The organism is Neotamlana sedimentorum, from assembly GCF_000943565.1.
Taxonomy (GTDB): domain Bacteria; phylum Bacteroidota; class Bacteroidia; order Flavobacteriales; family Flavobacteriaceae; genus Neotamlana; species Neotamlana sedimentorum.
The window spans coordinates 462,965-488,660 of sequence record NZ_JTDW01000005.1 but is presented as its reverse complement, the minus strand read 5'-3'; the positions used below and the strand labels follow the sequence as shown (position 1 = coordinate 488,660).

Below are 25,696 nucleotides of genomic sequence, written 5' to 3'. Positions count from 1 at the left end.
GGTTTAAACCATAAATATTTAATGCATCTCTGGGCATAAAATATAAATTTAAACCAATGTTTCAATAATTTTATGAACGTTTAAAGCTAATTTATTTTTAGCGCTACCCAAAAAGGGTCGGGCTTTACGCTACAAGTTTTGGCTCGATGCGCGCCTCGCCAAAAGCTATTCGCTGCAATCCCTAGCGCAATGGCGTGTTCTAAAAAAGGTTTAAGTTATCGTTTAATGCTTTTCCGGAATCCACTTAACTTCATCAGCTTGCAAGTCGTAAGTCAACTTTCGTGCCAATACAAAAAGGTAGTCAGAAAGGCGGTTTAAGTATTTAAGCACATTGTCTTCAAAAGGCTCAATTTCAAAAAGTGCGGTAGCTAAACGCTCGGCTCTACGGCAAACACAGCGCGCAATATGACAGAATGACACGGTTTGATGTCCGCCTGGTAAAACAAAGTGCGTCATAGCAGGTAAGGTTTTGTTCATGGCATCCATTTCGTGTTCCAAAAGCTCAATATCTTCATTTAATATTTTTTCAATATTTAAACGCGCTTTACCATTTTTTAAAGTTGCCTTTTCTGGATCGGTTGCTAAAATAGCGCCAATGGTAAATAGTTTGTTTTGTATTTTAATAATAACAGCTTGGTAGTGTTTATTTATATTTTGGTCACGCACTAGTCCTAAATGCGAATTAAGCTCATCTACAGTTCCGTAGCTTTCAATACGGATATGGTTTTTTGGTACACGTGAACCCCCAAAAAGTGCCGTTGTTCCATTATCTCCTGTTTTGGTGTAAATTTTCATAATATAAATATAGATTTTTAAAAATCAATTAATAGTTTTGAGTAGCTATTATAAAAACAGAGCGTTATATATGCTCTAAATTCTTTTCAATTTTCAAAAGTAACATTAATGAAATTTATTCAAAAAACTTCCCTCACTCTTTCTTTCTTTTTAATGGTTTTAATAGTAAATGGGCAGTCTTACATCGGTTTTCTGTCCGATAATTACAGTGGTGTAAATAGTGTTATTAGCAACCCCGCTAATATAGCCGATTCACGTTTTGTTGCAGATGTAAATTTATTTGGGTCAAGTACTTTAGTTGGTAATGATTATTACGGAGTAGATCTGTTAAAAGTAACCTCGAGTGGTTACGATATAAGTGTTGATGCCTCAACATCTGCTTCGGTAAATAATAACGCTTTTGTTAATGAAGATATTATGGGGCCGTCTTTTTTAATAAGCTTTAATAAAAATCATGGTATAGCTTTGTTTTCTCGGGTTCGTTCGGTTGTAAACGTAAATGATGTTAATGGAGAAAATATTGAAGCTATAGATAACAATGACTCTGATGATTTTATGATTAATGAGGATGAATTTAGCGTTTTTGGTCAAGCTTGGGCCGAATTTGGACTAAGTTACGGATTGGTTTTAATGAATAAAGCGCAGCATTTTCTTAAAGCAGGAGCATCATTTAAATATTTAAAAGGCCTTGGTAGTGGTTATGTTTATGGAAATAATGTAAGCTTTAATTATGATGCCGACGGAACCGATGTAGGCGGTGGCGAAACTGCTGCAAGTTTTTCGTCTACCGGACAAATTACCTACGGGCGTTTTGCTAATATTGATAATGGAGATGTAGATTATGAAATACCTGACGCTACTGGTTTTGGTGTTGATGTTGGTTTTGTTTACGAATGGCGTCCTGAATATAAAAATTACGATCAGGATAATTTAGAAGATAAAGATTATAATTTTAAAGATAAGAATAAGTATTATTTAAAAATTGGACTTTCAATTACCGATTTAGGCTCAATAAATTACAACGAAGGCTTAGAGGAAACATTCGATATTACAAATTCTAACGTTAGTGAATTAGAATTGGATGAAGCAGATGATATTGGAAGTTTTTTGAATAATTTTTATACCCTAACAGCATCGAGTAACTCGTATACCACACAGTTGCCAATGGCGTTACACTTTAGTGCCGATTTAAATTTACATGAAGGATTGGTTTATTTAAACTTTAATTCGGATTTGGCATTAACCAAAAAAGGAAAAGAAAAAACAAGTTCTGCTGTAAATTTACTTGCTCTTACACCTCGCTATGAAACCAAATGGTTTAGTTGTTTTTTACCTGTAAGTGTTGTGGAATATGAGCAATTTCAAATGGGGCTTGGTTTTAGATATGGTCCTTTGTATTTAGGGTCGGGAAGTATTCTTTCTTCTCTTGCAGCCGCGAATACAAAAACAACTGATTTTTATGCTGGACTAAAAGTGCCGTTTCTTCATAGAAGAACAGAAGATAGCGATAATGATGGTATTAAAGATAAAGATGATAAATGCCCTAATTATGCTGGACCAATTGAAAATGGTGGCTGCCCATGGACCGATAGAGATGTAGATGGTGTTCCAGATCATTTAGATAAATGTCCTAATGAGTCTGGAGCGGTTGATAATCATGGTTGTCCTAAACCTTAAAGCTAACTTTTCTAATCGTTTTTTGTGTTTTGTTTTGCATCATTAAATCTTATTTCTTTATCAATTTCGGTTTTAAAAGCTTTAACCCAGCCGTTTTCAAATATATTTATAATGGTAGGGAATATGCCAGCATTTACATTGCTTAAATCGCCTTCTAGAGGGACTTTAGTAGCAAGTGTTTTTGTGTTTTTATTTTTTAATATAAATTTAAATAAGCCAACAAAACCTTCCCAAATGGTACTTAATATACCGTCGTCTTTACCAATAAGTTTAGAGTCTTTTAACATAGGTTTTATGTAGCCTTTTAGGTAGCTATCGGCAATAGCGATTTCGCCATAAACATCAATGTTACCATATTCAAAATCGATACCGCCATAATGGCGAGTAAAATCGTTAATAGAAGTTACACTTGCGTTGGTAAGTTCAAAATCTATGTCTAAATCGGGAACTGTTTTAATTAGGTTAATAGTACCATTAATATTAAAATTACCATTACCAATACTAACACCAGAACCAGATATAGGCGAAGGTAGTTTGTTGCTGTTTTCCACTACGTTTCTTAAGTTTTCTGCATAAAATTCAACATTATCCATGTATAAATCTAAACTAGGTTCTGTAGTTATTTGAGCAATACCTACTTTGCCCTTATGCACTTCGAAGTGGTTTATTTCTAGTGGCACTAAATCTGTAATAGCTGTTGTCCAGTCGTCAAGTTCGGCTTGTTCACCATTAACTGTCGTTTCTTGATCTTCTAAAATGTAAGTAACCTGCGGATTGTACATTATTATTTCACTAACAATACTTCCTTTAAAAAGCGATTTCCACTCTAAGGAAATGTCACTTTTTGGGAAGTTTAAAAAAGGCACTTGCGTTTTTGCATTTACCTTATTTAGGTATAAATCTTTTATGGTGTAAGCGCCACGGTCTAGGGAAATGTCAATATCATCTACATGGCCATAATATCCTGGTATATTAGCTAAAGTTTTGTTTACATAATTTTTTACTATAAATGGTAAAAGTAAACGTGCTGTGATAAGAATAATTAGTATGGCTAATGGAAGTTTGAATTTTTTCTTTTTGTAAAATTTACGGTTGTTTTTTAAGCTATTCTTTTTCATGCTTAATAATATTACACTTTTTAGTTAATTTTTGAGTTAACAAACTCATAAAAAAGTAAATGTATTATATGCGAATAGTAAAATGTTCTTTCGCTTGTTCTTTTCTAAAAAACACAAATCCCCAGAAAAAAGTATCTATTGTAACCGTGATTTTTGGGTGTTTTTTTACGGTTTCCCAAGCTTCGGTCATTTCTTGGCTCCAATAAATATCGTCAAAAATAAAAACTGAATCGTTATGGGCTGTTTCTAATAAGGTTTCAAAATAATTTAAAGTAGCTTCCTTTTGGTGATTGCCATCAAAATAAACTAAATCGTACGGTATGGATGTTTGCTTATTTATTGTCTCGCTAAAATTTCCAGTAACTATTTTGATGTTTTTATTGTTTAAAAGGCTCGATGTGAAATTAGAAATATTTGGACAGCCTTCTAAGGACGTTATAGTTGCATTTGGGTTACCAAGACTCATGGCATGTGTACTTAAACCTAAAGAAGTGCCTATTTCTAAAATGTTATTAGGTTTAAAATATTTGCAAACTCGAAATAATAATTTAGTTCTTTTGAAGCTTGAGCCGGCATGTTTTGCCATTTTAGATATTTGTCGGTCTTGCTTTTTAAAGGTATGTGAACCTGCTCCAAAATCGGTTACTTTTATAGATTTTTTATTGAATAATAGCGCTTTTCTGTAGTTTTTAATGGTTTTATAATGGCTGTGTTTTGTTTTGCTATAAAAGCATTGTGTTACCAAATTATAGACAAAAGGAGAGTGCACACCATGTTGATTGGTAGACCTTAGTAGAAATTTTATGTATTGTTTTACTTGATGCATTAAAACTTTAACCTTCTAATTTTTCGCTTAATTCAAACCAACGTTCTTCTTTTGCTTCAATAGCATTTATAATATCTTGTAATTCTTCAGAAAGGGCGTTAATTTGATCTTGTGTTAAATCGGGGTTTAAGAATTTATCTTCAAGTTGTTTTTTATCGTAAGCTAACGATTTTAATTTGCTTTCTATATTATTTAATTCCTTTTGCTCGTTATAGCTTAATTTTGAAGCTTCGTTTTGTTTTAACGTTTTATTATCTTTTTTATCGTCTTTTATTGCAGGAATTTCTGGTTGGCTATCTTCGTAAACACGATAATCTGTATAGTTTCCAGGGAAATCTTCAATTTTACCATCACCTTTGAAAACAAAAAGATGATCTATAATTTTATCCATGAAGTAGCGGTCGTGAGATACAACGATAATACAACCTGGAAAATCTAGTAAAAATTCTTCTAAAACATTTAAAGTAACAATATCTAAATCGTTTGTAGGTTCATCGAGAATTAAAAAATTAGGATTTTGAATTAAAACGGTACATAAATATAAGCGTTTACGCTCGCCACCACTTAGTTTTTCAACAAAATCGTATTGTTTTTTTCTACTGAATAAAAAGCGTTCTAAAAGTTGTTGTGCGCTAATTTGTCTGCCTTTTTTTAAAGGAATAAAATCGCCGAATTCTTTTATTACATCAATAACTTTTTGTTCTGGTTTTATAGTAATGCCATTTTGGGTGTAATAGCCAAATTTTACAGTTTCGCCTTTTACTACTTTACCAGAATCGGGTTGCGCTGTTTGGGTTAAAATGTTTAAGAATGTGGTTTTTCCTGTACCATTTTTACCAATTATACCAACACGTTCGCCTTTTTTAAAGGTATATTCAAATTTATCAAGAATGCGTTTATCTTTAAATGCTTTGGAGACATTATGGAATTCTAGAATTTTACTACCTAAACGCTCCATGTTTAATTCTAACTGAATTTGATGATCGTTACGGCGCTGGTGTGCACGATGTTTTATATCGGTAAAATCATCTATTCTAGATTTCGATTTTGTAGTTCGTGCCTTTGGTTGTCTGCGCATCCATTCAAGTTCTTTTTTAAAGAGTTGTTTGGCTTTTCCTGTTTCTACGGCTTCGCGTTCAATGCGTTCGTCTCGTTTTTCTAGATAATACGAATAGTTACCTTTGTAGGTGTATAATTGGCCTTCATCTAGTTCAATAATTTCATTACAAACGCGTTCTAAAAAGTAGCGGTCGTGCGTTACCATAAAAAGCGTAATATTTTCTTTGGCAAAAAAACTTTCAAGCCATTCAATCATTTCTAAATCTAAATGGTTGGTTGGCTCGTCTAGAATAAGTAAGTCTGGTTTATTAATTAAAGCATTGGCTAATGCAAGCCGTTTTTTTTGCCCGCCAGATAGCGTGCTTATTTTTTGTTCTAAATTATCAAGTTTAAGCTTAAAAAGTATTTGTTTGTAAAGCGTTTCGAAATCCCAAGCATGGTGACGTTCCATAGCTTCAAAAGCACTCTGGTAAGCTTCAGTTTCTTCAGGATTTAACAGCGCTTTTTCGTAATTAGCAATAACTTTTAATATGGGGTTATCGCTTACAAAAATGGTTTCTTCAATAGTTAAATTTTTATCAAATTTTGGGTCTTGTGATAAAAAAGAAACCTTAATATCTTTACGGTAAATAACATTTCCTTTATCCGGCATGTCTTCACCGGAAAGAATTTTTAATATGGATGTTTTTCCTGTGCCATTTTTGGCTACAAAAGCAATTTTTTGATCTTTATGTACGCTAAACGAAATATCTTCGAACAAGGTTAACTCGCCATAAGATTTTCCTATGTTTTCTACTGTTAAGTAATTCAAGGTATAAATTTTTTACAAATAACGCATAAAAAACCAAAAAAGCAGTTATATGTTTTATTGTTCATACCTAAAACTTATATTTGTCATAAATCCATCGACTATAATGAATAAATATTTTGTATTTGTTTACTTAATTTTTTGTGTTTTATTTTCATCTTGTATTACTAATAAAGATTTGGTTTATTTACAAGAAAAAGAAGGTTTAACAGCTGAAGATTTGGGGTTGATCGAACAACCTAAGCCATATAGAGTTCAAGTTAATGATATGTTAAGTATAAGGGTTAAAGCACTCGATCAAGAATTGGTTGGTATGTTTAATCCTGTAGGAGAATCTGGTAGTGGTAGTCAAGCAGGTGGTTTGTATTTTAATGGATTTACTGTAGATATGCACGGAAATATTGAGTTTCCTATTTTAGGGAAAATTAACGTTTTAGGTTATACAATTGCAGAAATTAAAGAAAAAGTAGAGACAGAACTATTAAAGCAATATTTTAAAGAAACTGCCGAAATTTTTGTTACTGTTAAATTGGCAGGGTTAAAATATACTACTATTGGCGAAGTGGGAACCGGTGTACATGTATTACTACAAGACAGAGTTAATGTTATTGAAGCTTTAGCAAATGCTGGTGATATTAATGTGACTGGTGATAGAAAAGATGTACTGATTATTAGGCAATATCCAGAAGGGCAACGTATTCATCATATTGATTTAACAGATATAAAAGCTATGCAATCCCCGTATTATTATATACAGCCTAACGATATTATTTTGGTTAAGCAACTTAAAAGAAAAGCTTTGGGTGCTGGACAAACAGCAATGCAAAATTTGGCAACTGTATCTTCAATTGTTTCACTTATTGTCTCGACCTATTTTTTAACAAGAAACCTTTAATTTTAAATTATGGAAGAAGAGTTTGAAGGATTGGAATCGTCTGGAGGTGGGTTGTCGTTCGATATTAAAGCGTTTATTAGTCGTGTTTTAAGCTACTGGAAATTGTTTGTACTATTTATTGGGATTGGTGTTTTTATTGTATATCAACAAAACATTAGAACACAGCAATCCTACCGATTAAGTACTCAAATTTCGGTAGAGGATGAGTCGAACCCTTTATTTACATCAAATACTAGTTTAACCTTTAACTGGGGAGGTGTTTCAGGTAAAGTACAAACCATATTAAATTCGCTAAAATCGAGATCTTTACATGAAAAAGTTGTAGAGAATTTAGAGTTTTATTTATCATATTTAAAACAATCAAGATTTAGAAAAGATGATGTTTATACTTATGCGCCATTTAAGTTCGATTTAACACCAAATACTTATCAGGTTTTAAATATACCCATTCGAATTATATTTTTAGGTGATGATTTACTTGAAGTTTATGTTAATTTTGAAACAAACACAGCCCGAACTCAAAATTATAGTGATAAAACTAAAGAAACCATAAGCGTAAATTTGGGTGAATTTAAGAAACAATTTCGTTTAAATGATGTAATTGATTTGCCTTTTTTAAACGGAGTAATTACCCTTCGGGATAAGCGAAAGGTGGCACCCGGTGATGAATTTTATATACAATTTAATGATTTTGATGGTGTTGTTGGTCGATACCGAAATAAACTTAATATAAACAATCCTAAAAATTCTGCCATATTAAATTTAAATATGGTTGATGTTAATAAAGCGAAAATTGTTGATTATTTAAATGAAACTGTCCAAGTTTTAAGTGAAGAACAGTTAGATAGAAAAAACCAATTTGTAACCAATACTATTAATTTTATTGATGCACAATTAGATCGAGTAAAAAATCAGTTAACCTTAAATGCAGATTCACTTAATAAATACAAAGAAGAAAATAAAATTTTTAATTTAACCGATGAAGGTGCAATAATTAACAATAAAATAAACGCATTAGAGGAAGCAAAAGAAAATCAAAACGAAAAACTAGCATATTACAATAGTTTAAAAACCTATTTAGAAACAAGTGATTCGTTTACTGAAATTCCTGCACCAGCGGTTTCAGGTATAGATGATGGTCATATTCTAGGGAATATCGGAGAGATAAATAAACTTTCAGTTCAGAAATCAAAATATAGTTCAACTGTTAGGAGTGATGCCACTATATTTGAAGATTTAAACCGGCAAATTGATGGGTTAAAAAATGTAATTTTTGAAAATATAAATTCCGTAACTAAAGAGACTAAAAGAGAGATTGGAGTTATAGAATCTAAAATAGCAATTGAAGAGGCGAAAATTCGAAAATTACCAAAGGCACAACAACAATTATTCGACATTCAAAGACAATATTCGCTTAGCGAAAGAACCTATAACATGTTTTTGTCTAAACGAGGTGAAGCCGATATTATTAAATCAGCAAGTGTTTCAGATGTTTTGGTAATTGACACAGCCAAAGATACTGGAGCGGTTCCTATTGATTTAAAATTGAGTTCCCGTTATTTATTTGCAGTCATAGGAGGAATTTTACCGCTGTTAATAATAGCATTTTTAATCACTTTTTTCGATAACAAAATTCATAATCCTCAGGTACTCGAAAATCTATCGAATATTCCATTGCTTGGTGTAGTGGGGAAAAACACGCTTGATAATAATTTAGCGGTGCAACGTAAACCAAAATCTACAATAGCAGAAGCGTTTAGGTCATTACGATCCAGTTTACAATACTTTTATAAAAGTAAAAGTTTACAAGGAACCAAAACAGTAATGGTTACATCCTCTGTTAGTGGTGAGGGTAAAACATTTTGTTCCATAAATATTGCTACTGTTTTTGCAATGAGTGGTAAGAAAACAGTGTTGGTTGGGTTAGATTTACGAAAACCAAAAATATTCGGGGATTTTGAAATAGAAAACGAAGTTGGCGTTGTTAATTATTTAATTGGGCAAAAAACATTCAACGAAGTAGTGCAAAAAACTATGGTTGATAATCTAGATGTTATAACTTCGGGGCCTATACCCCCAAATCCATCAGAATTGTTAATGAGTGAGTGTATGGATAATTTAATGGGTACACTAAAAGAAAAGTACGATTACGTTGTGTTAGATACGCCTCCTGTTGGCCTTGTAGCAGATGCGCTAGAACTTACAGAGTATGTCGATGCTTCTATTTATGTTGTAAGACAAGATTATACCCAAAAAGGTATGATTAATTTAGTTAACGATAAATATAACAAAGGAGAAATTAAAAATCTAAGTTTTGTATATAACGGTTACAATCAAAAAGGAAAATATGGCTACGGCTATGGTTATGGCTATGGTTATGGAAGATATGCTAACGGCTATCATGAAAACGATAAGAAGAGAAGTTTTCTTGAAAAATTAAAAATATTATTTATTAAATAGTTTTTTAATGGAAACTCGTATATATAAAAAAGAAAATAGCCTTAGTTTTTTTAAACTATTAAAAGGTAGTGCTACAGATATATATAAATCACGGTTTTTAGCGCGACAGTTAGCCGAACGTGATATAAAAGCCCAGTACAGGCAATCGTATTTGGGTATTATTTGGGCCTTTATTATGCCTATAACTACAGCCATTGTTTGGATATTTTTAAGTAGTTCTGGAACTGTGCAGTTATCTGACACTGGTATAAGTTACCCCGTTTATGTGTTTTCTGGTACACTAATCTGGTCTATCTTTAAGGATGCTTTAGTTATGCCTACTACTAGTACAAGCAGTGCTCGCGGTATTTTAAGCAAAATTAACTTTCCAAAAGAGGCCCTAATTTTATCTGGTATATATAAAATGCTATTTAATACTTTGTTTAAAGTAGGTTTACTTTTTATATTAATGATTATTTATAAGGTTGGATTTAGCTTTAGTTTATTACTTTTCCCATTGGGGTTATTGGTACTTGTTTTTATTGGGGTCGCTATTGGTTTAATTATTACTCCGTTTAGCATGCTATATAAAGATATAGGTAAAATAATAAATTTGGGTTTATCGTTTTTTATGTATGTAACTCCCGTAGTTTATGCCATGCCAGATAAAGGACTCATGAAAACTTTAATGGAATTAAATCCGCTTACTTATGTCATAGGTATAACTCGCGATATGCTTTTTGGAGGTAGTTTTGCTTATTTAACACCTTATTTTGCTATTGTTTTAATGTGTTTGCCCATTCTTGTTTTGGGGTTGGTATGGTACCGTTTATCTATACCTGTTATTGTAGAACGATTAAGTGCTTAGTATGGAAAACGATGAGGTATTAGTAAAAGTAGAGGGGCTTAGTAAAAAGTTTTGTAAGGACTTAAAAACAAGCCTTTGGTATGGTGTAAAAGACTTAATAAGTGGCGTAAAAGGCAATAAAAATGAAAGGACATTACGACCCAAAGAGTTTTGGGCAGTAAAAGATGTTAATTTTGAGCTTCGACGTGGGGAATGTTTAGGTTTAATTGGACATAACGGTGCAGGAAAAAGTACGCTTTTAAAAATATTAAACGGTTTAATAAACCCAGATGCAGGACAAGTTACTATAAGGGGACGTGTTGGTGCGTTAATTGAACTGGGAGCTGGTTTTAACCCCATTTTAAGTGGTCGAGAAAACATTTATAATAATGGTGCCGTTTTAGGATTTACACGTAATGAAATTGATAATAAACTAGAAGATATTATTGATTTTGCAGAAATTCGAGAATTTATAGATATGCCGGTGCAAAATTATAGTTCTGGAATGAAAGTACGTTTGGGCTTTGCCATTGCAGCGCAAATGGAACCTGATGTGCTTATTATTGATGAGGTTTTAGCGGTTGGCGATTTAGCATTTAGAATGAAATGCTATAATCATTTAATGAATGTTATAAGCAAAAATGTTGCTATTATTTTAGTTTCTCATAGCGTGGTGGATATTATGAGATTATGTAATAGTGTTATGGTAATGGAGAGTGGCAAACCTATATATTTAGGGAGTAATGAAAAAGGAGTAAGTTTGTATAATAATTTAGCAAAAAAGGAGAATTTATATAATCCTAACTTTAATGTATTTATTAGAGAAAACGAAATAGAAAACGATTTTAATACTGAAGATGATATTACTTTCGATATAAAGATATTTTCAAATTTTAAAATTGAGAGTGCAAAATTAATATTTCACCTTGAATTTTCAAGTATTAGATTAGCATCTATTTCGTCAAATTATAATCAATTTGAATTAAACTTAGAACAAGGAGAAAATAATTTTGAATTTACATTAGAAAAAACACCTCTTCTTGTTGGAGGATATATGGGCAAATTTGATTTGTATGGAAAAACATTGAAGGATTATTATGGAACGTCTAATACAACAACATTTAATATAATAGGGCCAAAAGTGAATTATGAGGGTTTAGGTCGGTCTCAAATAATTGCTTTAAATCATAATTGGAAAAAGAAAAACTAATGAAGATAGCTTTGTGTTCAGTACCTAAATCAGGTACTTATCTAATTTCAAATTTTTTAATTGAACTAGGATTTATTAATTCCAAAATTCATTTAAATGATAATGAGTATTCAGATTATAATAAAGCAAGTACGGTTAATGAGGCAAGAAAAACTCCTGAAAAGTTTAAAGTTGAAAGCGATTTTTATAACACTATTAATAAAATAAAAGAGAATCAATTCGCAGTTGGACACTTTTCAACTTTTAATAAAAAACACCTGTCAGATTTTAAAACTATTTTCATATACAGGGATTTAAAAAAATGTTGTGCATCATTTGCTTTTTGGACAGCTAAAACAACAAGATGGATTAATTTTGAAAATAATAGTGATTGGAGAAAAAGTATTGGTAATAAAACGTTTGTTTCAGAATTTTTAGAAGAGCATGGTAAGTCACTTTTTTCATTATTTAATAAAACAGTTCCTTGGATAGATGAGCAAGGAATTTTAAAGGTTAAGTTTGAGAATTTAATTGGAGAGAATGGCAGGGAAACTCAAATAAGTGAGTATGAAAGAATAATAGAATATTTAAGTATTAAAATTAGCAAATTAGAATTGGAGTCTAAAATTTCTAATACTTTAAATAAAGAAAGTTTAACAAAGGTTAGTTCCAATGTTGATTATGATTTTTATTTAAATAAAGTATTTATGAAAAATTTTAATTATTTAGGACTTAATAAACTTAACAAAAAACTTGGATACGATAAGTTTGAAGATAAATTTTTGGAATTAAAAAATAAAATTTTTAATTCCAAAAATTTATCTTTTTATGATAAGTATTGGATTTTAAACAAAAAAAATAAAAATTCATGGAGCTACGGAATAACAATTGTAGATAATCTTATAGATAATTATGAATTTAAAACTGTTTTAGATGCAGGTTGTGGAAGTGGTGATGTTGTTAGATATTTATTGTCAAAAGGATATATAGCGAAAGGCATAGAGTTGTCTGAAAGTGTTTTGAGAGATTATGCTCAAGATTTATTAAATAAAGGAATTGTATCTCAAGGAAGCCTGAAAAAAATACCTTATGAAGATAACACATTTGATGTGATTTTTTCAAGTGAAGTATTGGAGCATATACCAGAAGAAGATATATCAGATGTAGTTAATGAATTATATAGAGTTTCAAAAAATTATGTTTTTTTGACTATTAGTTTAAGGCCGAGTAGTAATTTTAATAAGTATCATATTACCTTGAAAGATAGAAATTGGTGGGAAAACAAATTTTTTCTAGCAGGTTTTATAAAAGATAATGCGGTTGTAGAAAAATTACAATCGATAAAATTAGGAGCGTCTAACAAAGAAATTTTAGAGATAGGACCTACCAAGTCTCACATTCATGAAATGGATTGGTTTATAGAAAATCCCCCACTTAGCTTTGATGGTGAATTAGAACCATGGTATTTTATTTTCAAAAAAAATGAAAAGTAAAACGCTTATTATAACATCTGGGAGCAGTCAATTAATTACTCAAATATCGGTTTTAAGAAATATTAAATCAGATTTCAGTAGGGTTTATTTATTGTATATTGGGGTGTTTAGTGAAAGTTTAGAGGTGTTTTTTAAGCAAATGTCAAAAGAATTCAGCTTTATTTACATTGGTCAGATCCATTTTAACATCAACCCAATAATGCTTTCTAAAAAAGAATTCATTCCTTACTTTTTCACAGGAAACTTCAAAAGACTTTTTAATTTGATTGATAAAAACTTTTCATTACTTAAAGATTACAAAAATTTTGATTTGGTATTAATACCTGTAAGAGTGAAAATGATGGTAGATACTGTTCTATTAAGCTATTTAAAACCTAAAAAAACAATTTTTATAGCAGACGGAGTCGTTGATATTTTACCAAAAAGAAATTTGAAAGGATGGTATTATTACTATTTAAAAAATACAATAACAAGTTTTCCAATAAGAACTCATATTTATTCGCCTTATTTTTTAAAAAGGGATATTCAAAAAATTGGAATTTATCAAGAAGTTGAAATAGATGAAATTCTTATTGAAACCAATAAAATAGAATTATCTAAAAGGTTTGAACAAATGTATTTGAGAGATTCAATATCTCATGTTATTCTATCTCAACATTATCATTTACACGAAGGAATAGAATTTGAAAATGATATATCTTATTACAAACGAATAATAAAATATGCATTACAAAATTGTGAGAATTCAAAGGTTTTGTTTAAGCCACATCCAAGAGATGTTAAGAGTAAAATTGAAAATTTACAACTTATAGATGATAGTAAATTACTTGTTGTTAAAGATGAATATAAATCATTACCAATAGAGCTGTTTGGAAAGCAGTTTAAAGAAATGCGGACTGTTTTTTTAACAGGTAATTCTAGTGCGCCTTTATATTTCAATAAATCAAATAGTATTATTTCTGTATGTTCAGAAAAATATTTGCATAAAGGTCTAAACAATAGAATAAAAGAATTTGCTAAGAACTACACAGTTGGATATTTAAATCTTTGATTTTATAATGAGAATCCTCTTTATAACCCACGAAACCTCAAGAACTGGTGCTCCCATGGTGTTACTACATTTTTTACGTTGGTTAAAAGTTAAAAAACCAGAAGTAGTTATTGATGTTTTGGACTTAGCAGGAGGTAGTTTAGAACCCGACTTTAAAAATAACTGTAATGTTTTTTACAGTTATACCGAGTTAATAAAATCTAAGCCATTAACATTATGGCAGCGTGTGTTGTTAAAATTAAATCTTTTAAAAAAAATAAATCATAAGGAAGAATTGTTGCAACAACTCGCTGCTAGTAATTACACAGCATTGTATGCTAATACCATTCTATCTATTCCTTTGGCTTCTGCAATTATTAATATATCTCCTAAAACGAAGTTTATTGCTCATATTCACGAATTAAATGCTATTATAAAAATGGTGTTGCCCAATTTTGAAGACTATTTACTTAAGATTAACCAGTTTATTGTACCTTCAAAATTGGTAAAATCAAATTTAATAGAAAATTGGTCGGTCCCTGAGAATTACATAGAAGTGGTTTATGAATGTACGGTAGTTGAGAATACTAAGCAAACAAATAAAGCAGAACATATATTTACAGTAGGTGCTTCAGGGTATGTGCATTGGCGCAAAGGGCATGATGTGTTTTTACAGTTAGCAAGATACATTTCTTCAAATTATCCTAACTGTGGTATAAACTTTGTTTGGATAGGTAAACTTCCTGTAAAGGAACAAATAATATTAGAAGCTGATATTCAAAAATTAGGACTTCAAACTACTATTAATTTTATTGGCGAAGTTGCAAATCCAACAAGTTATTATAATAATTTTGATGTGTTTGTAATGACTTCCAGAGAGGATCCATTTCCTTTAGTTTGCATTGAAGTAGGTATGCTAGGAAAGCCTATTGTAAGCTTTGAAAAAGCAGTGGGTACTAACGAGGTTATAAGTGAAGCAGGTGGCTTTATTGTACCTTATTTAGATGTTGAAGCAATGGCAGATAAAATTATAATGTATTATAATAATATCGAGTTATTGAAAAGTCATGGAGAATTAAATAAAAACGCTTTTTCTAAATTTACTCCAGAAATTATTTGTCCACAGTTATTTGAAATTATAACCTCGCAAAACATGGCATGAATTCTAAAGTTTCCATAATCATACCTAATTACAATCACGCTAAGTTTTTACAGCAGCGATTAGATAGCGTATTCAATCAAACGTATCAAAACTTTGAAGTCATATTGTTGGATGATTGTAGTACAGATAATAGCCAATCTATACTACAAGAATATGCTAATGCCCCAAAAGTAAGCCATTGTCTATTTAATCAGGTTAATTCTGGAAGCCCATTTAAACAATGGAAAAAAGGACTTGATTTGGCTCAAGGGGATTTTATTTGGATTGCAGAAAGTGACGATTATTGTGAATTGAATTTTTTAGAATGTTCTGTAAAAAGATTATTAGAGGGAACAGATATATGTTTTGCGCAAAGTTATGATATTGATGATCATGGTAAAAATAGAAAAAGTAGAGTGTTGTACACAGAACAATTTCAACCTAATATTTGCGAGCAGGATTTTAATATGGAAGGTAATGTGTTTAATATAAACTACTTGATGGTTAAAAACGTAATACCTAATGCCAGTGCAGTGGTTTTTAAACGAGACATAGTGAAAGGTAAATTCTTTGATGATGTACTACTAAAAATGCGAATGTGTGGAGATTGGTTATTATGGATTCAACTATGTGCTGGTAATTATATAGCTTTTATAAGTGAGCCACTTAATTATTTTCGTTATCACGACTCAACTAGTAGAATTCATTACAATTTAGATAAACGTAAATTACGTCTTCAAGAAGAAGCAACATTAAGAAGTTTAGTGTTTAAAAGGTTAGGTATTCGAAATAAACAACAAGAAGCGTCATTATACAAGAACTGGTTTAACATACATGGGTTTCTTGAAGTGTTTACAAAAGCTTTTTATCGAATAAATATGGCTCAGACCTCTAGAAAAACTATATTTTTGAATTTCATATTTCAAAAATTTAAAAGTATTTAATATTTTGAACATCGCCATATTTTCTCCTAGCCAAAACCCATATTCAGAAACCTTTATTCAGGCGCATAAAAATGAGTTAAAGGGTCGGGTTTTTTATTATTACGGAAGAGGGAGTCAAATTAAATTAGAAGGTTATGCTCGCCTTATGCCCATATGGCGTTATAAATATTTAATGATTTATGCTAAAATTTTTAGAAAACCAAGTGGTTTTTTATGGCAAGAACAACTATTGTATAGTTTAAAACTTAATAATATCAACACTATTTTAGTTGAATATGGAACCCACGCATATCATTTAAAGGAGCTTTTGGCAAAATCAAGGTTGCCTGTAGTGGTTCATTTTCATGGTTATGATGCCAGCGTTAGAAGAGTTATTAAATCGTGTAACTATTATAAAGATGTTTTTGAAAATGCAAAAAAAATAATTGCAGTTTCTAGAATTATGGAAACAACATTATTGAGCTTGGGGTGCCCAAAAGATAAATTAATTTATAATGTATATGGACCACAAAAGATATTTGAAACTATTACCCCTCAATTTTCTAAAAAACAATTTGTTGCCATAGGACGTTTTACCAATAAAAAAGCACCCTATTATACGATACTTGCTTTTAAAGAAGTTTTAAAGATTCATCCAGATGCTCAGTTGTTAATGGCTGGTGATGGTTTATTATTGAATACTTGTAAAAATTTAGTTCAACATTATCAACTTAGTAAGCAAGTGAAGTTTTTAGGTGTAATTACTGCGGAAATGTATAGTGATTTATTAAAAGAATCCTTAGCCTTTGTGCAACACTCTATTACTGCAGAAGATGGTGATATGGAAGGAACGCCTTTGTCTGTTTTGGAAGCTAGTGCAGCCGGACTTCCCGTTATAGCTACAAATCATGCAGGCATACCCGATGTTATTGTAAATAACGAAACTGGTTTATTGGGTGATGAGCACAATGTTATTGGTATGACAGAGAATATGTTGCAGCTTTTAAATAATTTGGAATTAGCTAAACAACTAGGAATAGCAGGGAAAGCACGTATTAAAACGCATTTTAGTTTAGAGAGGCATATAAATAATTTGAATGCTGTTTTAGACCCTAAAACAATTTAAGATATATATTTTAGTTAAGTAATTAATAAAAAATGTTCAAGATAAATTTATTTCGGTTTCTAAATTAAGTACTTTATTTCTGACAAATGAATTAAAATAATTAGATGATGTTATTTTCTATATTAATAGCGAATTACAATAATGGTTCTTTTTTTAAAGATTGTTATGCAAGTGTAATTGTGCAAACCTATGAAAACTGGGAAGTAATAATTGTAGATGATGCTTCCACTGATAATTCCATAGAGTTGATAAAAGAAATAATAGGCAATGATACTCGTTTTAAATTTTTCGCAAACAAAGAAAATAAAGGTTGTGGCTACACTAAACATAAATGTGTTTCTTTAGCAGAAGGAGATATTTGTGGTTTTTTAGATCCTGACGATGCATTGTTTCCTAATGCCATTTCAGAAATGATACAAATTCATAAAGAACATAATGATGTTAGTATTGTAACATCTAAATATGAATTGGTTGATTTAAAGATGAACACTATTGAAGAAGGAAATCATGGCAGTGCCATATCTTTTGGTAAGTCTTATTTAACTAGCGGATCAGGTGCGATGACGCATTTTGCAACCTTTAAAAAAGAAAAATATGATTTAACATTAGGTATAGACGCTAAGATGAAAAGAGCTGTAGATCAAGATTTATATTTTAAAATGGAAGAAGTTGGAACAGTTGTTTTTCTGAATGAAGTTTTATATCGCTATAGAATACATGACCATAGTATTTCAGCCAACGAAAATAAATTTAAGGCACATTATTGGCATTTTTATGCCATGATAAATGCTTATAAGCGAAGAAAAGAAAATCAAATTGAAATTGATAATTTCACAAAACAAGAAATAAAAATATTAAAATCTAATTATTATATGTCTCGATTTGCAAGAGCTAAAAAAAATAACAAACATTGTGTAAAGCGTTATTTTTTGTTAAAAGCTATTGTTACATTTCCTAGTTATAATTTGAAACATAAATTAAAATCTCTTTTTTAAGAGAAAATAAATAATCTAGCAATATCATAAATATTTATAAATAAGAAATGTTTTACATATAGATATCAATAAGTTGGGATACAGAATAATAACAATGACAAGAAGAAAGAAATTAAAGTTTTCTCTAAAAAAAATATCATAATAAATATAATTTTGATGTTGTATTCAAATCTAAAAATTACATCTAAAATTTAGAAAACAAATATTTAAATAGTATTATTATGAAAATACAGTTACCATTTAATTATTTAATTAAGATAAATAGAAATTATAAATCAAATAAAATAATAGTGCCAATAGGATATGATTGTCATCCTGCATATCTGTTAAACATGATGACATTGCGCAAAGAAAGTTTACCATTTGATTGGTTATTGACAAGTCCGCTATTAGCATTAGACTATGTTTATGCAAATATTAAAGATGATTTTAAGTTTTTTTTAAGGGATTTAAAGCGAAATAAAGAAGGTAAAGTGTTTGCTGGAAAATATCCTGAATCTACTTTTTATCATTATAACGATTTAATAACCGCTACACCGCTTAAGAACAAAATAAAAAAACGTTGCGATCAACTTATTAAATTGTATTATAATAAACCCATTTGTTTTTTATTTGTAATTCCAATTGTTTCATTAAACTCAGCGCAAAATGTGAAAGAATATAGTGTGTCAATTGAGCACTTTTTGACACTATTAAAACAGACCGATGAATTGTTAATTTACATACGATTTGAAAATTCTTTAAATGAAAACAAAGTATTTTATAGTATGTTAATTGAGGAAATTAGTACTTTTAAAAAACTTACAACAGCAACATTGTTGTTAGAATCAAATCAATTTGGTTTGTGGGGGAATGTAAGGGAATATTCTAAATTACTGAATGATTTAGGAATTAAGCGAAAACAAATTTTTCCTAAAATTGATATTAAAAAGCCTAAAAAAACTTAAAATAGTATTTAAATTATAGTTACAAATGCTTGCTATTATGGCATTATCCGGATATAATTTTAAGCATAAATTAAAGTCACTTTTTTAAAAGAAAAATAGAAAAGTTACAAACACATAATTCATCATAAATGAGAAATCTTTTATACACGGTTATTAATAATTTTGGTTACAGAATAATAAATAAAAAGAATGAAAATACGCGATTAAAATTGCCTCTTAGAAAATATCAAATAAAAGAGAATTTTAATATACTTTTCCAATCTAAATATTACATTCAAAATTTAGAAGATAAATTTAAAAATCTCACTATAGTTAATCATAAAGAGGGATTTTTAGTTGGGTTTTTAGACCTTAATATTTATGTGGAAAGTGAAGAAGAATTTCATATTCTTAATGAAATATTTGTTAGGAATGATTATGATTTTATTACAGACTCTAAATCTATTCTCATAGATATTGGAGCCAATATTGGTATAACGTCACTTTTCTTTTCAAGATTAGATTTTGTTGATAAAATTTATGCGTTCGAACCTGTAAAGGATACTTTTGAGCAAGCGCAATATAATTTTAGATTAAATGATAAAATTCAGAAAATAACAACAATAAAAAATATAGGTTTGGGTAAAAATAGCCGTAAAGAACTGTTTTTATTTGATAAAAATTGCAAAGGAAATACAGGCCTTCGAGGAAAATCTAGCCCAAGTTATCAAAATAATATAAGTGCTAAAGAAAGAGAAGTTCAAATAGAATCAGCAACTTTTGAAATAGGTAGTATTATATCAGAGCATAGTAACAGAAAAGTGATTGTAAAAATGGATTGTGAAGGCGGGGAATATGAAATTTTAGAAGATCTTTATCAGTCAGGAATGATAAATAAAATTGATGTTTTACTGCTAGAGTGGCACGATAAAGGCTCTAAAATTATAGAAGACATGTTAATTAATTCTGGTTTTGATTATTTTTCAAGACATTACGATGCTTTAACGGGAATGATTTATGCCTTTAAAAATAATAAATCAGAAAATAAAAATCTATCTTAAAATTATAGCTCGTGCCATTTTCATTATCCATAATAATTCCAGTTTACAATGCAGAACGTTTTATAACAAAAGCCGTTGAATCTGCATGTGAACAACCGGAAGTAACCGAAATTGTAGTGATTGATGATGGTAGTACCGATGCTACTCAGGAGATAGTTAATCAATTGCAAGATGCAGATATAAGAATTAAATTATACCATCATCCCAACAAAGTTAATAAAGGGCGATCTGCAAGTAGAAATTTAGGAATACAAAAGGCTTCAGGTAAATTTATAGCTTTTTTGGATGCTGATGATTATTTTTTACCAAATCGATTTGCAAATGATTTTAAGTTATTTCAGGAAAATCAAAATTGCGATGGTGTTTATAATGCGGTAGGATTTCATTTTTATAGACCAGCAACCGAATTAGAATTAAACACACATCAACTTTATACCGTAACTCAAAAAGTAGCTCCTGAAGCATTGTTTAAAAATTTATTATACGGGAAATGCGGCCATTTTCATATTGATGGACTTACAGTTAAAAAAAGTGTTTTTGAACGCACAGGATTATTTGATGAATCATTAATTGTTGCCGAAGACACTGATATATTTTGGAAAATGGCCATTAAAAGCCGTTTAGAAACAGGAATTATAAATAAGCCGCTAGCCATACGAGGTGTACACGAGGAAAATATTTTTGTTAATGAAGGCTTATATAAAGTTTACAATATAAAAATGCACGAAGGCATAGCCATTTGGTGCAGTAAAAATCAAGTTAGTAGTGCTGTTGTAGATGATGTTTTGAAATGGATATGGATGCTAAAACACAAACAACAAAATAAATTATACCAAGATATTGCAGCTTGGGCACGATTTTTTTTCTCCCAACCTCAATTGTTATTTACCATGTTTAGTATTAAATATTTCCCTGTAATTAGGTATAGACAAATGCTTTTTCCATTTTTGTATAGACGATAATAAAATTGTAATTTTCTTAGACTACAATGACAAACTCAAAAAGTAATGTAACTGCAATTATTCCCTGTTATAATGATGGGCAATACATTATGCAGGCATTACAATCTTTATACAATCAAACATTGTTACCAGAGCAGATTATTATTGTTGATGATGGCTCTAATGCAGCAACTAGAAATGTTTTAAAACAAATTGAGCATCCTGGAGTGCATATTGTTTATCAGGAAAATAAAGGAGTAAGTCATGCTCGAAATACAGCCATCAGTCTAGCCAAAACAGACTATATTTTAAACTTAGATGCCGATGATTATTATGAACCCACTTTTATTGAAAAGGCGGTTGAGGTTCTAAATGATAATAAGCAACTTGTTGCAGTAAGTAGTTATTGCAGAACCTTTAAGAAGGATAAAACAATTGATATTATAGAACCTTTGGGAGGGGATTTGAAAGATTTTATAGTAATTAATAACGCAAGAGCTAGCTCTATGTTTCGAAAAATATGTTGGGAAGCTGTTGGAGGGTTTGATGAAAAAATGGTAGGTGGTTATGAAGATTGGGAGTTTTGGATTGCTGTTTTAAAACTAGGAGGAACTATTCATATCATAAAAGAAGTCTTGTCTCATTATAGGGTGAAGAAGTTTTCAAGAGACCAAAAGGCGTTACAAAATCATGATTTAGAGTTAAGGCAATATATCTATTTAAAACATAAAGAAGTTTATGAAAAGCATCTTGATTTTTATGTTTTTCAATTATTAAGACAAAATTCACTTTTAAGAAATAGCATATACAAAGTGAAAAATTCAAAAGAATATAACATAGGGTCATTGTTTTTTGCGCCTTTACGTTACTTAAAAAATAAAGTTGTAAAAAGATGAGTGTTTTGGTGTCTATAATCGTTCCCTGTTATAATCAAGCTCATTATTTAAGTGAAGCCTTGCAATCTGTTTCGGACCAAACCTATACTAATTGGGAATGTATTGTTGTAAATGATGGAAGTCCTGATAATACAGAACAAATAACCAAACAATGGCTAGAGAAGGATGCTCGATTTAAATATGTATATCAAGAAAATGGTGGTTTATCTTCGGCAAGAAATTTTGGTATAAAAAACAGTTTAGGAGTATTTATTTTACCTTTAGATGCCGATGATATTTTACATCCAGATTATCTAAAAAAAACAGTTCCTGTATTAAATAAAAATAGTGATTTAGGAATTGTATCTTGCTATCGATATTTTTTTGTAGGAAATAAATTAAATATTATAAAGGAATGTAAAGCATCGGGCTCAAATTATGTAGATATATTGTTTGAAAATAAATTAGTGTGCTCTTCAATATATAGGAGAACTTGTTGGGATGAGGTAGGAGGTTACGATGAAACCATGAAAAAAGGGTTTGAAGATTGGGAATTTTGGTTGAATGTTACCAAAAGAGGCTGGAAATTTCAAATTGTTGAAGCATTTTTATTTTATTATAGAAAGGCTAAAAAATCAATGTTGGTAGATACTGTTAACATACACTCTGAAGCTAGTATGGAGTATATTTTTCGCAAGCACAAAGAACTTTATACAAAACATTTTGATAATACTGCCAAAGTGCTTTTTTATTATATAAAAACCCATCGTTTGGGAAAAATGAAAATCAAGAATTCATTGGAATATAAAATAGGAAAAGGGGTCATGAAGCCTTTTAGAATAGTTTATAAATTATTGTCACAAGCAAATAAAAAAGAATGATTTCAGTTGTTATTAGAAATAAAAATCAAGCAGATGCTTTGCAGTTTTTGTTGAAAAATTTAACAGAACGCTACGCCGATGATGTTGATGAAATTATAGTGCTAGACAACCTATCTACCGATGCAAGTTTATCCATAGCAACCCAATATCATGCTCGTATTGTCACTATAGAACAGTATAGTTTTGGAGGAAGTGCTAATATATGTGCCAAAGCAGCTAAAAACCCCATAGTAGTTATTTTTAGTGCGCATTCGTATCCTGTAAGTCACGATTTTTTCAAATTGATTAAGGCAAAGTTTCAAGAAAACCCTAATTTGGCAGGACTACGATGCCTGCATCAACCTAACGATTATAAAAATTATATCAATAACATTTCGGCAAAACAAGATCCCAATAAATCAGGATTGATATTTTCGGGTTCTGCCTTTAGTAGAACTGTGTGGGAGCAACATCCTTTTAGGGAAGATGTACCAACTTTTGAGGATAAAGAATGGACAGTAAGGGTTTTAAATGCAGGTTACGATATTGATTTTGTGCCAGCCATTTTTGCATACAACATCAAGCGAACCAAAAAGCAATTGTTTTTTAGGTTTAAAAATGATGTGTTAGGCAATTACCAACTGTGGCATCAAGATGTTAGTTTTTTTCAAGCCTTAAAAGGATTATTAGGAAGTTTAAGTAACAATATCAAGCATTTTTTAGTAGAAGTAAAGTATGCGTTTTTACGTTTTTTCTATTTGATAAAATTTATTATGAATAAGCCGAAGCAATTTTAAGAATGGTAAAAAGAATTAAAAATAATAATTTTGATTTTTTGCGTTTTTTGTTTGCAATTTTTGTTGTCATTTCACATGCTTATGCCTTATCAGGAGGTGACGAAGAAAACACAGGGATTAATAAATTGTCCAATGGGCAATTATCTTTTTCTCAAATAGGATTAAGTGGTTTTTTTATTATTAGTGGGTATTTTATTTTTCAAAGTTTACAAAGAAGTAAAAGCCTTTTAATATATTATAAAAAACGATTTTTAAGAATTTTTCCGGCACTTGTTGTCGTTTTATGTCTTTCATTAATTTTAGTAGCATTTGTCTATACTGGCGAGATTTCTTTTTTAAAAAGTAAAGAAGTATATACCTATGTACCTTATAATTTAAGTTTGTATGGATTTCAATCGAGTATACAAGGTGTTTTTGATACCAATACATATCGTTCCATAAACGGTTCCCTTTGGACTATTAGATACGAGTTTAGCTTATACATTGCTCTGTCTTTTCTTTTTTTTATTAGAAACAAAAAATGGATTATTTCGTATGTATTAATCTTAACTTTTTTCGTTTTTTACATACTATATAATTTTTATCTACCTAAGTTTGCCGGTGCTAGTTTTATGAATTTATTAGGTTTACATATACTCAATTTAGGAACTTTCTTCATTGCAGGCAGTGTGTTAGCATCCTTGCAATTAGAAACATTTAAAAATAAAAAGACATTTTTGTTTGTTACTGTAAGTATCTTTCTTTGTTCGCTTTATTTTAATTATTATGATTTAGTAAAACATATAGTTTTGCCTTTTTTAATATTATTAATAGGGTTTGTTCCTTTTATAGGCTTGAAAGACTTTTCTAAATTAGGAGATGCCTCCTATGGTATTTATATTTATAGTTTTCCTATCCAGCAAGCCTTGATGTGGTTTTTTAAAATGAATACTTATACATTAATGCTATATTCCATTTTTTTATCAATTGGGTTTGGTTTTTTATCTTGGCATTTAATTGAAAAACAGGCATTGAAATTAAAACAAAACGTTTAAAATAAGTTGATGAGCCCATTAGTATCCATAATAGTTCCATGTTATAATCAAGCGCAGTATTTGGATGATGCATTGCAGTCAGTAATGAATCAAAGTTATCAAGACTGGGAATGTATTATTGTTGATGATGGTAGCCCTGATAATACAGAACAAATAGCTAAAGAATGGTTGGCAAAAGACATTCGTTTTAAATACATTAATAAAAAAAACGGAGGGATATGTAGTGCACGTAATTTAGGAATTACAAAAGCAGATGGAGAATTTATATTGCCTTTAGATGCCGATGATAAAATTGGTAGTGATTATTTGAAATTAACTATTAACGAATTTCTAAAAGACCCAACCCTTAAAGTAGTGTATACTAAGGCAGAAAAATTTGGTTCTGAATCTGGAGTTTGGAATTTACCCGTATTTGATATTTCTAAATTAGGTTTATATAACATGATTTTTTGCTCAGCGCTTTATAGAAAAACGGAATGGGAACGTGTAGGAGGTTATGATCTAAATATGGTATTAGGTCTTGAAGACTGGGAATTTTGGATTGCAGTATTAAAAAATGGAGGCCATGTATCTCAATTAGATTACGTAGGTTTTTATTATAGAATAAAAGAAAAATCAAGACATACAAATTTGGATGTTTCAGACAAAAAGGATTTATACAACTATTTAAGTATTAAACATGCTGATTTTTATGTAAAGCACCAAGGTTCTTTCATTACTTTAAAATCTGAAATAGAGGCGCTAAAAAAAATGAAACTATTAAAAGGTAGAAAAAAGGTATTAAACTTATTTTGTAAAACCTTTTTTGGTTTTTATATTTTTAAACATAATTAGAAATTTT

General features: G+C 30.1%; 23 protein-coding genes. 19 read left to right on the top strand and 4 right to left on the bottom strand.

Annotated elements, in window-relative coordinates:
• Positions 1-222 precede the first annotated feature (222 nt).
• Entirely contained in the window at positions 223-795 is a 573-nt protein-coding gene (locus PW52_RS09485) for a cob(I)yrinic acid a,c-diamide adenosyltransferase (RefSeq protein ID WP_044632671.1), read from the bottom strand.
• Between the two features lie 108 nt (positions 796-903).
• Here PW52_RS09485 and PW52_RS09480 point away from each other — a divergent pair, with 108 nt between their 5' ends.
• Positions 904-2,472 carry a DUF5723 family protein gene (locus tag PW52_RS09480; RefSeq protein ID WP_117584370.1) on the top strand — a complete coding sequence of 523 codons (1,569 nt, stop codon included), beginning with the start codon at positions 904-906 and terminating at the stop codon, positions 2,470-2,472.
• Between the two features lie 11 nt (positions 2,473-2,483).
• Here the strand turns inward: PW52_RS09480 and PW52_RS09475 are convergent, their stop codons facing one another.
• The 3 genes from PW52_RS09475 to PW52_RS09465 form a co-directional block, all read right to left on the bottom strand.
• Positions 2,484-3,590: a DUF748 domain-containing protein gene (locus PW52_RS09475; protein WP_044632670.1), complete on the bottom strand. Its 1,107-nt coding sequence runs from the start codon at positions 3,588-3,590 to the stop codon at positions 2,484-2,486.
• A 64-nt stretch (positions 3,591-3,654) separates the two neighbouring features.
• Positions 3,655-4,416, bottom strand: a complete 762-nt coding sequence (locus PW52_RS09470) for an O-methyltransferase (RefSeq protein ID WP_044632669.1) — start codon at positions 4,414-4,416, stop codon at positions 3,655-3,657.
• 7 nt (positions 4,417-4,423) lie between these two features.
• Positions 4,424-6,286 (bottom strand): ABC-F family ATP-binding cassette domain-containing protein, encoded by a 1,863-nt coding sequence (locus PW52_RS09465; RefSeq protein WP_044632668.1) that lies wholly within the window; start codon positions 6,284-6,286, stop codon positions 4,424-4,426.
• Positions 6,287-6,389: 103 nt separating this feature from the next.
• Here PW52_RS09465 and PW52_RS09460 point away from each other — a divergent pair, with 103 nt between their 5' ends.
• The 18 genes from PW52_RS09460 to PW52_RS09375 all read left to right on the top strand — a co-directional run bounded on the left by PW52_RS09460 (position 6,390) and on the right by PW52_RS09375 (position 25,689).
• The gene (locus tag PW52_RS09460; protein WP_044632667.1) at positions 6,390-7,178 is read left to right on the top strand and encodes a polysaccharide biosynthesis/export family protein; all 789 of its coding nucleotides are present in this window, start codon (positions 6,390-6,392) and stop codon (positions 7,176-7,178) included.
• Between the two features lie 9 nt (positions 7,179-7,187).
• Positions 7,188-9,638 (top strand): exopolysaccharide transport family protein, encoded by a 2,451-nt coding sequence (locus PW52_RS09455; protein ID WP_044632666.1) that lies wholly within the window; start codon positions 7,188-7,190, stop codon positions 9,636-9,638.
• 7 nt (positions 9,639-9,645) lie between these two features.
• On the top strand, positions 9,646-10,485 hold the full coding sequence (locus tag PW52_RS09450) for an ABC transporter permease (RefSeq protein WP_044632665.1): 840 nt from the start codon (positions 9,646-9,648) through the stop codon (positions 10,483-10,485).
• 1 nt (position 10,486) lies between these two features.
• On the top strand, positions 10,487-11,674 hold the full coding sequence (locus PW52_RS09445) for an ABC transporter ATP-binding protein (RefSeq protein WP_082050882.1): 1,188 nt from the start codon (positions 10,487-10,489) through the stop codon (positions 11,672-11,674).
• Entirely contained in the window at positions 11,656-13,146 is a 1,491-nt protein-coding gene (locus tag PW52_RS09440; protein WP_044632664.1) for a class I SAM-dependent methyltransferase, read from the top strand. Before PW52_RS09445 ends, PW52_RS09440 begins: the two co-directional genes overlap by 19 nt.
• Positions 13,136-14,197 carry a polysialyltransferase family glycosyltransferase gene (locus PW52_RS09435; protein ID WP_044632663.1) on the top strand — a complete coding sequence of 354 codons (1,062 nt, stop codon included), beginning with the start codon at positions 13,136-13,138 and terminating at the stop codon, positions 14,195-14,197. Before PW52_RS09440 ends, PW52_RS09435 begins: the two co-directional genes overlap by 11 nt.
• 7 nt (positions 14,198-14,204) lie before the next feature.
• Positions 14,205-15,338: a glycosyltransferase gene (locus PW52_RS17145; RefSeq protein WP_082050881.1), complete on the top strand. Its 1,134-nt coding sequence runs from the start codon at positions 14,205-14,207 to the stop codon at positions 15,336-15,338.
• Positions 15,335-16,261, top strand: coding sequence for a glycosyltransferase family 2 protein (locus PW52_RS09425; RefSeq protein WP_052823445.1), 927 nt, complete (start codon positions 15,335-15,337; stop codon positions 16,259-16,261). Before PW52_RS17145 ends, PW52_RS09425 begins: the two co-directional genes overlap by 4 nt.
• 4 nt (positions 16,262-16,265) lie before the next feature.
• Positions 16,266-17,366 (top strand): glycosyltransferase, encoded by a 1,101-nt coding sequence (locus tag PW52_RS09420; RefSeq protein WP_052823444.1) that lies wholly within the window; start codon positions 16,266-16,268, stop codon positions 17,364-17,366.
• Positions 17,367-17,470: 104 nt separating this feature from the next.
• The gene (locus PW52_RS17140; protein WP_052823443.1) at positions 17,471-18,361 is read left to right on the top strand and encodes a glycosyltransferase family 2 protein; all 891 of its coding nucleotides are present in this window, start codon (positions 17,471-17,473) and stop codon (positions 18,359-18,361) included.
• A gap of 221 nt (positions 18,362-18,582) precedes the next feature.
• Positions 18,583-19,308, top strand: a complete 726-nt coding sequence (locus PW52_RS09410; RefSeq protein WP_082050880.1) for a DUF1796 family putative cysteine peptidase — start codon at positions 18,583-18,585, stop codon at positions 19,306-19,308.
• A 128-nt stretch (positions 19,309-19,436) separates the two neighbouring features.
• A complete protein-coding gene (locus PW52_RS09405; RefSeq protein ID WP_044632660.1) occupies positions 19,437-20,348 on the top strand; it encodes an FkbM family methyltransferase in 912 nt (303 codons plus the stop codon).
• A gap of 11 nt (positions 20,349-20,359) precedes the next feature.
• Positions 20,360-21,310 (top strand): glycosyltransferase family 2 protein, encoded by a 951-nt coding sequence (locus tag PW52_RS09400; protein ID WP_052823442.1) that lies wholly within the window; start codon positions 20,360-20,362, stop codon positions 21,308-21,310.
• 26 nt (positions 21,311-21,336) lie between these two features.
• Positions 21,337-22,185: a glycosyltransferase family 2 protein gene (locus PW52_RS09395; RefSeq protein ID WP_044632659.1), complete on the top strand. Its 849-nt coding sequence runs from the start codon at positions 21,337-21,339 to the stop codon at positions 22,183-22,185.
• Positions 22,182-23,045: a glycosyltransferase family 2 protein gene (locus PW52_RS09390; RefSeq protein WP_044632658.1), complete on the top strand. Its 864-nt coding sequence runs from the start codon at positions 22,182-22,184 to the stop codon at positions 23,043-23,045. Before PW52_RS09395 ends, PW52_RS09390 begins: the two co-directional genes overlap by 4 nt.
• Positions 23,042-23,821, top strand: coding sequence for a glycosyltransferase (locus PW52_RS09385; RefSeq protein ID WP_044632657.1), 780 nt, complete (start codon positions 23,042-23,044; stop codon positions 23,819-23,821). Before PW52_RS09390 ends, PW52_RS09385 begins: the two co-directional genes overlap by 4 nt.
• A gap of 2 nt (positions 23,822-23,823) precedes the next feature.
• Complete coding sequence (locus PW52_RS09380; protein ID WP_044632656.1) at positions 23,824-24,855, top strand: acyltransferase family protein; 1,032 nt, start codon at positions 23,824-23,826, stop codon at positions 24,853-24,855.
• A gap of 9 nt (positions 24,856-24,864) precedes the next feature.
• Complete coding sequence (locus tag PW52_RS09375) at positions 24,865-25,689, top strand: glycosyltransferase family 2 protein (RefSeq protein ID WP_044632655.1); 825 nt, start codon at positions 24,865-24,867, stop codon at positions 25,687-25,689.
• The last annotated feature ends 7 nt before the right edge of the window (positions 25,690-25,696 follow it).

Excerpts from the sequence above, each read along its gene's own strand:
- PW52_RS09485 (WP_044632671.1), bottom strand. The coding sequence starts at position 795 with ATGAAAATTTACACCAAAACAGGAGATAATGGAACAACGGCACTTTTT.
- PW52_RS09480 (WP_117584370.1), top strand. The coding sequence starts at position 904 with ATGAAATTTATTCAAAAAACTTCCCTCACTCTTTCTTTCTTTTTAATG.
- PW52_RS09475 (WP_044632670.1), bottom strand. The coding sequence starts at position 3,590 with ATGAAAAAGAATAGCTTAAAAAACAACCGTAAATTTTACAAAAAGAAA.
- PW52_RS09470 (WP_044632669.1), bottom strand. The coding sequence starts at position 4,416 with ATGCATCAAGTAAAACAATACATAAAATTTCTACTAAGGTCTACCAAT.
- PW52_RS09460 (WP_044632667.1), top strand. The coding sequence starts at position 6,390 with ATGAATAAATATTTTGTATTTGTTTACTTAATTTTTTGTGTTTTATTT.
- PW52_RS09455 (WP_044632666.1), top strand. The coding sequence starts at position 7,188 with ATGGAAGAAGAGTTTGAAGGATTGGAATCGTCTGGAGGTGGGTTGTCG.
- PW52_RS09450 (WP_044632665.1), top strand. The coding sequence starts at position 9,646 with ATGGAAACTCGTATATATAAAAAAGAAAATAGCCTTAGTTTTTTTAAA.
- PW52_RS09445 (WP_082050882.1), top strand. The coding sequence starts at position 10,487 with ATGGAAAACGATGAGGTATTAGTAAAAGTAGAGGGGCTTAGTAAAAAG.
- PW52_RS09435 (WP_044632663.1), top strand. The coding sequence starts at position 13,136 with ATGAAAAGTAAAACGCTTATTATAACATCTGGGAGCAGTCAATTAATT.
- PW52_RS17145 (WP_082050881.1), top strand. The coding sequence starts at position 14,205 with ATGAGAATCCTCTTTATAACCCACGAAACCTCAAGAACTGGTGCTCCC.
- PW52_RS09425 (WP_052823445.1), top strand. The coding sequence starts at position 15,335 with ATGAATTCTAAAGTTTCCATAATCATACCTAATTACAATCACGCTAAG.
- PW52_RS17140 (WP_052823443.1), top strand. The coding sequence starts at position 17,471 with ATGATGTTATTTTCTATATTAATAGCGAATTACAATAATGGTTCTTTT.
- PW52_RS09410 (WP_082050880.1), top strand. The coding sequence starts at position 18,583 with ATGAAAATACAGTTACCATTTAATTATTTAATTAAGATAAATAGAAAT.
- PW52_RS09405 (WP_044632660.1), top strand. The coding sequence starts at position 19,437 with ATGAGAAATCTTTTATACACGGTTATTAATAATTTTGGTTACAGAATA.
- PW52_RS09395 (WP_044632659.1), top strand. The coding sequence starts at position 21,337 with ATGACAAACTCAAAAAGTAATGTAACTGCAATTATTCCCTGTTATAAT.
- PW52_RS09390 (WP_044632658.1), top strand. The coding sequence starts at position 22,182 with ATGAGTGTTTTGGTGTCTATAATCGTTCCCTGTTATAATCAAGCTCAT.
- PW52_RS09385 (WP_044632657.1), top strand. The coding sequence starts at position 23,042 with ATGATTTCAGTTGTTATTAGAAATAAAAATCAAGCAGATGCTTTGCAG.
- PW52_RS09380 (WP_044632656.1), top strand. The coding sequence starts at position 23,824 with ATGGTAAAAAGAATTAAAAATAATAATTTTGATTTTTTGCGTTTTTTG.
- PW52_RS09375 (WP_044632655.1), top strand. The coding sequence starts at position 24,865 with ATGAGCCCATTAGTATCCATAATAGTTCCATGTTATAATCAAGCGCAG.